We start from the raw sequence: 10,729 nt of genomic DNA, 5'->3' as shown, positions 1-10,729 counted from the left end.
CGTCGCGGAACAGCGAGGTGTCGAGCAGCCGCCGCTGCGAAGCCTCGACCTCGCTCCAGCGGAACAGGTCGCCGGGCTTCATCGACAGCTCGCGTCCGATCAGGTCGAGCCGGGTCCGGCGGCGCCCCTCGACCGTGATCTCTTCGATCCGGTAGACCATGCCGGGCGCGATCTCGTAGACCAGGTGCGCCAGCCGCCGCGCGGGGTCGGCCGTGGCCCAAGTCGTCATCACGGGCCGGATCTGCGCGAGCATGTGCCCGCGCTCCCACAGGCGGGTGCGCAGGAGGTAGATGTCGGTGCCGAGATCGTTGAGGTCCGCCGGGGCGGCCACCCCCGCGACGTAGTGGAGATCGGCCAGGAGTTCGCCGGTGTCCAGGACGTCGGTGTCATCGCCGTCGGCGTCATCACCGCCGGCGCCCTGGCCTCCGTCGTCCGCGACCGCGGCCTCGACCACTTCGAGGAACGTCTGCGGCCCCTCCACGATGCTGATGTGCAGCACGTCGCCGCGCTCATCGACGTCGGTCTGCACCGAATCGAGCTGGACGGAGACCTGGTGGAAGCCCCGCTGCCGGTAGTACCGAGTCAGCAGGCGGAGTTCCGCGTCCAGCAGGTGGGGCTGGTAACGCGCCGTGCGGTCGCCGAGGCCCAGGAGGGTCAGCGGGTGGAAGGGCCGCGGCTCGCGGATCTTCATGACGGCCTTGAGGTCGGCCGTGGGAACCGCGGCGTTGCCGCGCAGTTCGATGCGTTGCAGCAGGTGCTGCTCCAGCCCGAACTCCAGCTCGCTCTCGGCGGACACGGCCGCGGCGGCCAGGACGCAAACCAGCAGACCGGCCGCGGCCAGTAGGGCCCGCGGCGACCGGCCGGGCGGCTCTGCACGATGTGGGATCCGAACTTGCATCTTGCCCGTCGCGCCGCTTCGGTGTAGGAACGTGGGGTGCCCCGTCCGGGGCAGCATATCATGGAGGCTCCCGTGGACGTCATCTGGAATACGCGCCGGCGCCCCCGGTTCCCGCCCGCCGCGAGGACGGCGGCGGTCCTGCTGCTGCTCACCGGGGCCGGCTGCGGGCCGGAAGGCGGAAGACCGCTGCAGCTGTCCGACCTGAAGCCCCCCGAGCGCGAGTACCTCACCCGCTTCGTGGTGCTGGAGCGGGCCCGCGCCGTGGCGCTGGTCGATCGCGGGGCGGGCGAGGCGCTGCTGGATTCCCTGGCCGCCGCCTGGGGGGACAGCTCGCTGGCCGCAGCGCAGGCGGCCTTGCCCGCCGACCCCCGCCGCCAGGCGCTGCTGCACGGCCTGCTCGGCCGGATCCTGCGCGCGGAGCAGGACTCGCTGCTGGACGCGGCGCGTCCCGACCGCCTGGACTCGCCCCTGCCCGATCCGGCGGCGGACGCCGCCGACGCGAACGACGACGAGAGCGGCACCCCCGCGCAGGGTTGACACGGGTCATTGCCCCGGCAGGATCTTCAGGACGTCCACCACGATCACGAACGTCATGAACAGCAGCAGCATGATCAGGCCCACCTGCGTGGCGATGGCCTGGACGCGCTCGTGCACCCGGCGGCCCATCACCATCTCGAGCAGGATGAAGACCACGTGGCCGCCGTCCAGGACGGGGATCGGCAGCAGGTTCAGCAGGAAGAGGTTCACCGAGAAGAAGGCGATGAACTGCATCAGGTGGCTGAAGCTCCAACGCAGCATCTCCCCGGCCACCTGCCCGATGCGGATCGGGCCCCCGACCGCCTCCATGCCCAGCCGGCCCAGGAAGAAGTTGCCCAGGACCTCGACCGTCGAAGCGATGGTGCCGACGGTCGCCGCCACGCCGATGCGCACGGCGTGGAAGAGCCCCACGGGGCGGGACTCGTAGCGCCGTTCGAAGAAGATGCGCCCGATCGTCGAGTCGGGCTGCACCTCTTCGGCGGTCGGCACGATCGCGCGCTCGAAGGTCTCCCCGCCCCGCTCCCAGCGCACGAACACCGGCACGCCGGCCTTGGCGTTGATCACCCGCGCGATGTCGTTGAAGGACGTCACGGGCTGCCCGTCCAGGGCGACCACCCGGTCGCCGCTCTGCAGGCCGGCGCGCCCGGCCGGCCCCCCCTTCTGCACCAGGCCCACGACGTTGTCGTGGGGTTCCAGCCCGAGCTCCCAGCGGCCGGTGGCGTCGCGTCGCGGCTGCAGCGAGGCCGTAGCCCGCGCGCCGTCGCGCTCGTAGGTCAGGGCGGCGGTCCCGCCCGCGGACTCGCCCGCCGTCAGCAGCGCCGCGGTCAGCTCGTCCCAGGTCGCGACGCCCTTGCCGTCGACCTCCAGGATCCGGTCCCCCACCTGCAGGCCCGCGGCCGCCGCCGGCGAGCCGTCGGCCACGCCGCCGACGGTGGTGACCGGGATCACCAGCAGGCCGCTGCCCAGCACGGTCAGCGTGTAGAGGATCAGGGCCAGCAGCAGGTTCGCGGCCGGGCCCGCCGTGACCACGGCCAGCCGTTGCCAGGCGGGGCGGTTGCGGAAGTGGCGCGACTCGGGGATGGGGTCGTCCCGCAGCGCCGCGGCGCGGTCGCCCTCGATCGTGCCGATGGGGTAGTGGTGGGCGTCGCGCGTCGCGGTGTCCTGGATCTCCTCGAGCACGCCCTCGCCGGCCATCTTCACGTAGCCGCCGAAGGGGGCCACCGAGATCGCGTACTCGGTCTCGCCGTAGCGGCGGCGCAGCAGCTTGGGGCCGAAGCCGATCGAGAAGGTCTTGACGTAGATGCCGGTCCACTTGCAGACCGCGAAGTGGCCCAGCTCGTGGATGATGATGACGATGCCCAGCGTCAGGGCGAAGGCGATCAGGGTCGAGAGCACGGGACCTCCCCGGCGGTCGGGTCTGGCGGCGTCAGCGCCGCGCGCGGGCGTCGATCAGGCGCAGCGCGACGCGCCGCGCTTCGGCGTCGGTTTCCAGGGCTTCGGCCAGGTCCGCCACCGGGCCGCCCGGCAGCTCGTCGAGCGCGGACGCGATGACCGGGGCAATATCGGCGAACCCGAGACGATCGTCCAGCAGCGCGGCCACCGCGGTCTCGTTGGCGGCGTTCAGGACGATGGGCGCGCGCCCGCCGGCCTCCCCCGCCCGGCGGGCCAGCGCGAGGCACGGGAAACGCACCGGATCGGGCGCCTCGAAGCGCAGCTCGCCCAGGCGCGCGAGGTCCAGGCGTTCGGTCGCCAGCGGCCAGTGGCGTTCGCCGGCCAGGGCGTAGAGCAGCGGGACCCGCATGTCCGGCGCGCCGAGCTGGGCCACCACCGAACCGTCACGGAACACCGCGAGCGAGTGGACGATCGAGCCGGGGTGGACCACCACGTCGATGTCGCGGTAGGCCGCGCCGAACAGCACGTGCGCCTCGATGACCTCCAGCCCCTTGTTCATCAGGGTCGCCGAGTCGACGGTGATCTTCGCGCCCATGATCCAGGTGGGGTGGCGCAGGACTTCGGCTTTGCGCGCGGTGGCCATCGCCGCGGCCGTCCAGGTGCGGAACGGCCCGCCCGAGCAGGTCAGCACGAGGCGCTCGAGTTCCTCGGCGGTGCGGCCCGACAGGCACTGCGCCAGCGCGGAGTGCTCGGAGTCGACCGGGACGACCACGGCGCCGCCGCGCGCAACGGCCTCGCGCACGAGGTCGCCGCCGACCACCAGGGACTCCTTGTTCGCCAGCGCGATCCGCCGGCCGGCGGCGGCCGCGGCCAGGGTCGGGGCGAGCCCGGCGGCGCCCACCAGCCCGTTGACGACGCAGTCGGCCCCGTCCAGCGCCGCCAGGTCGTCCAGCCCGTCCGGTCCGGGCGCCAGCAGCCGCCGGCAGAGCCGGGGGTCACGCGCCGCTTCGCGCGCGGCCTGCGGGTCCGCCAGCGCGACCGCGGGCCGGCGCGCGGCGCCGGCCGTTTCGAGGCGGCTCACCAGCGCGCCCAGGTCGTCCACCTGCGTCCGGGCCGAGACGCCGACGACCTGCAGCCGGTCGGGATGCCGCTCGGCGAGGTCGACGGCCTGCCGGCCGATCGAGCCCGTCGCGCCCAGGATCACGATCCGCACCGGCAGCCGCGGCGCCGGCGTGGTCCGGCCGATCCGGTACAGCGGCTCGGTCACGGACCCGGCGGGCCCGGCGGGCGCGTTCCCGTCAGCGCGCAACGGTCGCCGCTCCGGTCAGGATCAGGGCGTAGTACACCACCGGCGCGTTGAACAGCAGGGAGTCGAAACGGTCCAGGATGCCGCCATGGCCGGGCAGCAGGGCGGCGGTGTCCTTGACCCCCGCGTCGCGCTTGAGCATCGACTCGACGAGGTCGCCGATCTGGCCGGTGACGCCGCAGACGGCGCCGAGCAGCCCCCCCTGCAGCGTCGACAGGAAGGGCGCGAAGGTAGCGGCGGCGACGAGGCCGGCGCCCGTGGCGCCGAGGATCCCCCCGACGGCGCCCTCGACCGACTTGCGGGGGCTCACCCGCGGCAGCAGGGGGCGGCGGCCCACGGCGACGCCGACCAGGAAGGCCAGCGTGTCGCAGGCCCAAGTCAGGGCCGCCAGCAGGGCGAGCGCGCGCAGGCCCGTGAAGCCGTCCACACCCGACCCGCCCGGCAACTCCCGCAGCAGGACCAGGAAGCCGCCCAGCCAACCGACGTACAGGGCGCCGAAGAGGGTCACCGCGACGTGGTTCAGGGAGCGGTCCATGTTGCGGCGCATGAGCTCGACGGTCATGACGGCCATCAGCGCGGCCGTCAGGACGGGCACGGCCGCCGCGGGCCCGTGGGCGACCGCCCAGGCGCAGGCCAGGCCGGCCAGCGTCCCGATCACCTTGAAGGGTCCGTAGCCCTTGGCGCTCATCAGCAGCAGGAACTCGCGCACGCCCAGCAGCACCAGCACGGCGATCAGCGACCGGTAGACCAGGCCGCCCTGCACCGCGGCCAGCGCCAGCAGCGGCACGCCGATCGCCGTCACCAGCGCGCGGGGCAGCAGGCCGGCACCCAGCAGGCGGCGCCAGAGGCCGGCGCGGACGACCGGGCTGCCGTCGGCGCGGTTCACGAGCGGACCTTGAACAGCTTCCGCCAGCGGGAGGCGTCGAAGGGACCGGCCGCGGGGGGGTCGCCGTCCGGATCGACGCCGACGTCGCCGAAGCGCCGCTCGCGGCTCTGGTAGTCGGCGACGGCCTCGAGCAGGTCGCGCTCGCCGAAGTCGGGCCACAGCACGGGTGTGAAGTAGATCTCGGCGTAGGCGGCCTGCCAGATCAGGAAGTTGGAGAGGCGCAGCTCGCCGCTGGTGCGGATGACCAGGTCGGGATCCGGGATGTCGGGCGCGTAGAGCCCGCCGCGGAACGCCGCCTCGTCGATGTCGGCGGGGTCCAGCTCGCCGGCGGCGGCCAGCGCGGCGAGCCGTGCGCAGGCGCGCAGGATCTCGGTGCGACCGCCGTAGGCCAGCGCCAGGTTGAGCACCATGACGCGGTTGCCGTCCAGCGAGTCGATCACGCCCTGCAGGGCCTCGCGGGCCCGCGGCGGGATCAGGTCCAGCTCGCCGGTGGCCACCAGCCGCACGCCCTGGCGCTGCAGCTCGTCGCGCTCGCCGGCGAGAACCTCCTCGAGGAACGACCAGAGGGCGCGGACCTCGGCCTGGGGCCGCTTCCAGTTCTCCTGGGAGAACGTGTAGAGGGTCAGGTGGCGCACGCCCAGTCCGACGGCGGCCTCGACGGTGCGGCGCACGGCGTGGCGGCCGGCCCGGTGGCCGGCCACCCGGGGCAGGCGGCGGCGCTGGGCCCAGCGGCCGTTGCCGTCCATGATGACGGCGACGTGCTGCGGGACATTGCCGGCGGCCAGGACCCGCTCGCGCAGCTCCCGCAGCTCCGGCTCCTCCCGATGCTCGCCCATGCTTCAGATCTCCATGATTTCTGCTTCTTTGGACCGGACGATCCGGTCGATGTCCTCGCAGAAGCGGTCGGTGAGCTTCTGGACGGCGTCGCGGGCCGCGCGCTGCTCGTCCTCGGTGAGCGTGTCGCTCTTCTTGATCCGGTCGTTGGTGTTCTGGCGGGCCTTGCGCACCGCGACCTTGCCCTGCTCGCCGAAGTCCCGGACGGTCTTGGTGAACTGGCGGCGGCGGTCCTCGTTCAGCTCGGGGATCGGCACGCGCACCACGACGCCGTCGTTCGAGGGGTTCAGGCCGAGGTCGGCGGCCATGATCGCCCGCTCGATGTCCTTGAGCGTGCTGCGGTCGAAGGGGGCCACGGTCAGCAGCCGCGGCTCCGGCGCGCCGATGCTCGCCAGCTGGCGCAGGGGGGTCGGCGCCCCGTAGTACTCGACGCGCACGGAATCCAGCAGCGCCGGGCTGGCCTTGCCGGTGCGGATCTTGGCCAGGCGGTGGGTCAGCGTCTCGATCTGCTCCTCCATGAGGAGCTCGGCTTCCTGGGTGAGTTCGTCGCTCATGATTTGCGCTCCTTGGCGACCAGGGTCCCCGCGTCCTCGCCGCGGATCACCCGCAGGAGGTTCTCCGGGTCGCTGATGTCGAAGACCAGGATCGGCATGCCCTGCTCCGCGCAGAGCGTCACGGCGGTCAGGTCCATCACCTGCAGCCGGCGGTCGATCACCTCGTCGTAGGTGAGGAACGGGAAACGGACGGCGTCGGGGTGGACGTGCGGGTCCTTGTCGTAGACCCCGTCGACCTGCGTGCCCTTCAGCAAGGCGTCCGCCTGGATCTCGGCGGCGCGCAGGGCGGCGGCGCTGTCGGTCGTGAAGAAGGGGTTGCCGGTGCCGCCGCCGAAGATCAGGACCCGGCCGGCCTTCAGCTGCGGCATCGCGCGGTCGCGCGTGAAGGTCTGCGACAGGGGCGGCACCTCGTGGGGGCTGAGCACCAGGGCGCTGGTGCCCTCGGCGCGCAGGTAGTCGCGCAGGACGGCGGCGTTCATCAGGGTGGCGAGCATGCCGACGTTGTCGGCGGTGACGCGGCCCAGCACGTCCAGGTTCGCGGTGCGGGCGCGGAACAGGTTGCCGCCGCCGACCACGATGCCGATCTCGACGCCCTCGGACACCGCGCGCGAGATGGCCTGCGCCAGGCCCGTCAGCCGCTCGTGGCCGAAGGGGCCGGCGCCGTCGGCGAGACTCTCGCCGCTGAGCTTCAGCAGGATCCTCGAGAAGCGGGGGTGGGACACGCCACATCCTTTCGCCGGCACGGCGTCGGCTCCCGCGGGTACGGAAAAGGCCCGGGCCCATGGCCCGGGCCCGTCACCCTGGCCGGGGAGCGGCTCAGCCGCCGATCTGGTAGCGGACGAACCGCCGGATCGCCATGTTCTCGCCGAGGGAGCCGATCTTCGACTTCAGCAGGTCCTCGATCGTCACGTCGGGGTCCTTGACGAACTTCTGTTCGAGCAGGCAGACCTCGCCGTAGAACTTGTCTATCTTACCCTTGACGATCTTGTCAATGATATTGTCCGGCTTGCCCTCTTCCTGCATCTGCGCCTTGTAGATCTCGGCTTCCTTCTCCACCACGGCCGCGTCGACCGACGTGCGGTCCAGCGCCACGGGCGCGGCGGCGGCGATGTGCATCGCCACGTCGTGGACGAAGTGCTTGAACTCGTCGGTGCGGGCGACGAAGTCGGTCTCGCAGTTGACCTCGAGCAGCACGCCGACCTGGCCGCCGGGGTGGATGTAGCTCTCGACGAGGCCGTTGGCCGTCGCGCGGCCTTCCTTCTTGGCGGCCTTGGCGATGCCCTTCTTGCGCAGGTAGTCGGCGGCCTCATCCATGTTGCCGTTGCACTCGGTGAGGGCCTTCTTGCAGTCCATCATGCCCGCGTTGGTCTGCTGGCGCAGATCCGCGACCATCTTGGCGGTGATCTCCATCGTTCCTCCCGTCGCGCCCGCTCGCGGCCGCGACCGTGCTTGCTGGTTGGCTGCTCTGGCTGTCGTCGTTCAGGGCCGCGGCGGGATCATTCGCTGGCGGCACCGGCGTCGTCCATCGACACGGCGGCCGGCGCCGCGCGGCCGGCGCGGTCGGCCTGGATCTCCACGCCGCCGTCGCGGCCCTCGTGGCGCGAGGAGCGGCCCTCGGCGATGGCGGCGGCCGCCACCGAGACGTAGAGCGAGATCGCGCGGATGGCGTCGTCGTTGCCGGGGATGGGGTAGCGGACCATCTCGGGGTCGCTGTTGGTGTCGACGATGCCGACCACCGGGATGCCCAGCTTGTTCGCCTCGCGGACGGCGGTCTCCTCCTCGACGGTGTCGATGACGAAGACGGCCGCGGGCAGGCCCTTCATGTGGCGGATGCCGCCGAGGTTCTTCTCGAGCTTCTCGTAGGTGCGCGCGATCTCGAGCTGCTCCTTCTTCGAGAACTGCTCGATCTTGCCGGTGGCGCGCAGGCTCTCGATCTCGTCGAGCTTCGCGACGCTCTTGCTGATGGTCTGCCAGTTGGTGAGCATGCCGCCGAGCCAGCGCTCGGTGACGTAGGGCATGTTGCAGCGGGTGGCCAGCTCCTTCACCGCGACCTTGGCCTGCTTCTTCGTGCCGACGAACAGCACGGTGCCGCCCTTGGCCGAGACGCCGGTCAGGAAGTCGCGCGCCTTGTTCAGCGCGCGCAGCGTCTTCTGCAGGTCGATGATGTAGATGCCGTTGCGGGCGATGAAGATGTAGGGCCGCATCTTGGGGTTCCACTTGCGGGTCTGGTGACCGAAGTGGACGCCCGCTTCGAGCAGCTCCTTGAGTCCGACGTTGGCCATGACGATCCTCCGTTGTCCGGTTGATGCCTCCCCGACGATCGACGGACGGGACGAACGCCCTGGGGCGCCACCGGTCCCGTCCTCCCGTCGGGTGCGTGATGTGGGGCGCTAGGCGCCCCGCGGCAGACGGCTAGACTTCCAGAAGTCTACCGCTTCGAGAACTGGAAGCGCTTGCGGGCGCCGGGCTGGCCGTACTTCTTGCGCTCCACCATGCGGGAGTCGCGCGTCAGCAGGCCGGCCTTGCGCATCGCGACGCGGTTCTCCTCGTTGGCCGCGACCAGGGCGCGGGCGAGGCCGTGGCGCAGGGCGCCCGCCTGTCCCGTGGGCCCGCCGCCGTTGACCGAGGCCCACACGTCGTAGGTCTGGTTCTCGACGAGCGCCTTGAGCGGCTCGTTGATGGTCTGGATGCGCATGGCGTCGAAATAGGTCTCGGCCGCCTTGTTGTTGACCGTGATCTTGCCGGTGCCGCCGGGGGTCACCCAGACGCGGGCCACCGAGGTCTTGCGCCGGCCGGTCGCGTAGTACTTGTCGTCCAAGCTGATCTCCTTTGCCCGCCCCGCGGGGCGGGTTCGGTCCCTTGATCTAGACGCTCACCGCGTGGACGCGGGGCAGCTGGGCCTGGTGGGGATGATCGCTCCCCGGGTAGACCCGCAGGTGCTTCAGCTGGTGCCGGGACAGCTTGTTCTTCGGCAGCATGCCGCGCACGGCGTTGGTCACGACGAACTCCGGGTGCTTCTGCGTCATGGTCTGCAGGGGCACCCGCTTCAGCCCGCCGATGAACTGGCTGTAGTGGTCGTAGATCTTGTTCTGGCCCTTCAGGCCCGTCAGCTTGACCTGCGCCGCGTTGATCACGATCACGTTGTCGCCCATGTCGAGATGGGCGGTGAACGTGGGCTTGTGCTTGCCCCGCAGCAGGCCGGCGATCTGGGTGGCGAGGCGACCGAGCGGGATGTCCGCCGCGTCGACCACGAGCCATTCCTTGTCGATCTCGGCCAGCTTCATGTTGTAGGTCTTCTGGTCCTGGGTCTTCAAGTCCAGCCTCCACGCGCGCCGCCGTCGGCGCGCCACTCGTCCGCCGCCGCCGGTCGCGCCGTTGCCGTGCGCGTCCCGCGATCCCGCGGCGCAACAGACCGATGCCCGACAGCCCACCGGTTGTCGAGTCGCCCTCTTCAGGGTCCGGTCCCGTGAATGCGCCCCGATCCGGGGCGCGGACCGCGCAACCCGCGTCTTAGACGCAAGCTGCGCAAGAACTCCGACGGAGCAGATACTCCAGGGGGAGAAGGGGAGAAATCTAGCAGAGCGGCAGGTTGCTGTCAAGGAAGGGAATCGGGCGCTCCGGGACCGATCCCCGCCAGCGAGGCGTCGTACGGGGGCCGGTGGACCCCCCGCTCGGTGACGATGGCGGTCACCAGGTCGGCCGGCGTCACGTCGAACGCCGGGTTCCAGGCCGCCACGCCGGCCGGCGCCACGGCAACCCCCTGACATTCCAGGACTTCCGACGGATCGCGCTCTTCGACGACGATCGCGCTCCCATCCGGCGACCCCGGGTCGAAGGTCGACGTGGGCGCCGCCACGTAGAACGGCACCCCGTGGGTCCGGGCCAGCACGGCCAGGGGGTAGGTCCCGATCTTGTTGGCGACGTCGCCGTTGCGGGCGATGCGGTCGGCCCCGGTGATCACGGCGTCGACGCCCCCGCGGCGCAGCAGGCTGCCGGCCGCCCCCTCGCAGATCAGCGTGACCGGGATCCCGCGGGCCTGCAGTTCCCAGGCCGTGAGGCGGGCCCCCTGCAGCAGCGGGCGCGTCTCGTCGGCGAAGACCCGCACCCGCTTGCCGGCGTCGGCGGCGGCGTACACCACCCCGAGGGCCGTGCCGTAGCCGCCGGTCGCCAGCCCGCCGGCGTTGCAGTGGGTCAGCACGGTCGCGGGGTCCGGCAGCAGCGCGGCGCCGGCGGCGCCCAGCGCCCGGCTCTTCGCCACATCCTGGTCGCGCAGCTCGGCGGCGGCCGCGGCCAGGGCCTCCCCCACCTGCCCGACGTCCGCG

13 protein-coding genes are annotated in these 10,729 nt (G+C 71.9%); 1 reads left to right on the top strand and 12 read right to left on the bottom strand.

Annotated elements, in window-relative coordinates; translation table 11 throughout:
- Positions 1-898: POTRA domain-containing protein (locus tag Q7W29_00275; protein ID MDO9170249.1), on the bottom strand; the 898-nt coding region annotated here is incomplete at its 3' end.
- A 72-nt stretch (positions 899-970) separates the two neighbouring features.
- Between Q7W29_00275 and Q7W29_00270 the strand changes: the two genes are divergently transcribed.
- Positions 971-1,435 carry a hypothetical protein gene (locus Q7W29_00270; protein MDO9170248.1) on the top strand — a complete coding sequence of 155 codons (465 nt, stop codon included), beginning with the start codon at positions 971-973 and terminating at the stop codon, positions 1,433-1,435.
- 6 nt (positions 1,436-1,441) lie between these two features.
- Here Q7W29_00270 and rseP read toward each other — a convergent pair whose 3' ends face one another.
- The 11 genes from rseP to mtnA all read right to left on the bottom strand — a co-directional run.
- Positions 1,442-2,830: an RIP metalloprotease RseP gene (gene rseP / locus Q7W29_00265; GenBank protein MDO9170247.1), complete on the bottom strand. Its 1,389-nt coding sequence runs from the start codon at positions 2,828-2,830 to the stop codon at positions 1,442-1,444.
- Positions 2,831-2,861: 31 nt separating this feature from the next.
- Complete coding sequence (gene dxr / locus Q7W29_00260) at positions 2,862-4,094, bottom strand: 1-deoxy-D-xylulose-5-phosphate reductoisomerase (GenBank protein MDO9170246.1); 1,233 nt, start codon at positions 4,092-4,094, stop codon at positions 2,862-2,864.
- A gap of 31 nt (positions 4,095-4,125) precedes the next feature.
- Positions 4,126-5,019 carry a phosphatidate cytidylyltransferase gene (locus tag Q7W29_00255; protein ID MDO9170245.1) on the bottom strand — a complete coding sequence of 298 codons (894 nt, stop codon included), beginning with the start codon at positions 5,017-5,019 and terminating at the stop codon, positions 4,126-4,128.
- Positions 5,016-5,855: a polyprenyl diphosphate synthase gene (gene uppS / locus Q7W29_00250; protein ID MDO9170244.1), complete on the bottom strand. Its 840-nt coding sequence runs from the start codon at positions 5,853-5,855 to the stop codon at positions 5,016-5,018. Before uppS ends, Q7W29_00255 begins: the two co-directional genes overlap by 4 nt.
- Positions 5,856-5,858: 3 nt before the next feature.
- Complete coding sequence (gene frr / locus Q7W29_00245) at positions 5,859-6,407, bottom strand: ribosome recycling factor (GenBank protein ID MDO9170243.1); 549 nt, start codon at positions 6,405-6,407, stop codon at positions 5,859-5,861.
- The gene (gene pyrH, locus Q7W29_00240) at positions 6,404-7,129 is read right to left on the bottom strand and encodes a UMP kinase (protein MDO9170242.1); all 726 of its coding nucleotides are present in this window, start codon (positions 7,127-7,129) and stop codon (positions 6,404-6,406) included. The genes frr and pyrH overlap by 4 nt, the downstream gene beginning before the upstream one ends.
- A 94-nt stretch (positions 7,130-7,223) precedes the next feature.
- Positions 7,224-7,817, bottom strand: a complete 594-nt coding sequence (gene tsf / locus Q7W29_00235; protein ID MDO9170241.1) for a translation elongation factor Ts — start codon at positions 7,815-7,817, stop codon at positions 7,224-7,226.
- Between the two features lie 86 nt (positions 7,818-7,903).
- Positions 7,904-8,689 (bottom strand): 30S ribosomal protein S2, encoded by a 786-nt coding sequence (gene rpsB, locus Q7W29_00230; GenBank protein MDO9170240.1) that lies wholly within the window; start codon positions 8,687-8,689, stop codon positions 7,904-7,906.
- 146 nt (positions 8,690-8,835) lie between these two features.
- Positions 8,836-9,231, bottom strand: a complete 396-nt coding sequence (gene rpsI, locus Q7W29_00225; protein MDO9170239.1) for a 30S ribosomal protein S9 — start codon at positions 9,229-9,231, stop codon at positions 8,836-8,838.
- 40 nt (positions 9,232-9,271) lie between these two features.
- Positions 9,272-9,691, bottom strand: coding sequence for a 50S ribosomal protein L13 (gene rplM / locus Q7W29_00220; protein ID MDO9170238.1), 420 nt, complete (start codon positions 9,689-9,691; stop codon positions 9,272-9,274).
- Positions 9,692-10,002: 311 nt separating this feature from the next.
- A partial coding sequence (gene mtnA, locus Q7W29_00215) for an S-methyl-5-thioribose-1-phosphate isomerase (protein MDO9170237.1) occupies positions 10,003-10,729 on the bottom strand: 727 nt, incomplete at its 5' end.

The sequence above is a fragment of the bacterium genome (assembly GCA_030654305.1).
GTDB lineage: Bacteria > Krumholzibacteriota > Krumholzibacteriia > LZORAL124-64-63 > LZORAL124-64-63 > PNOJ01.
Note: the sequence above shows the minus strand (reverse complement) of the source record. Positions and strands in the feature narration are given on the sequence as shown.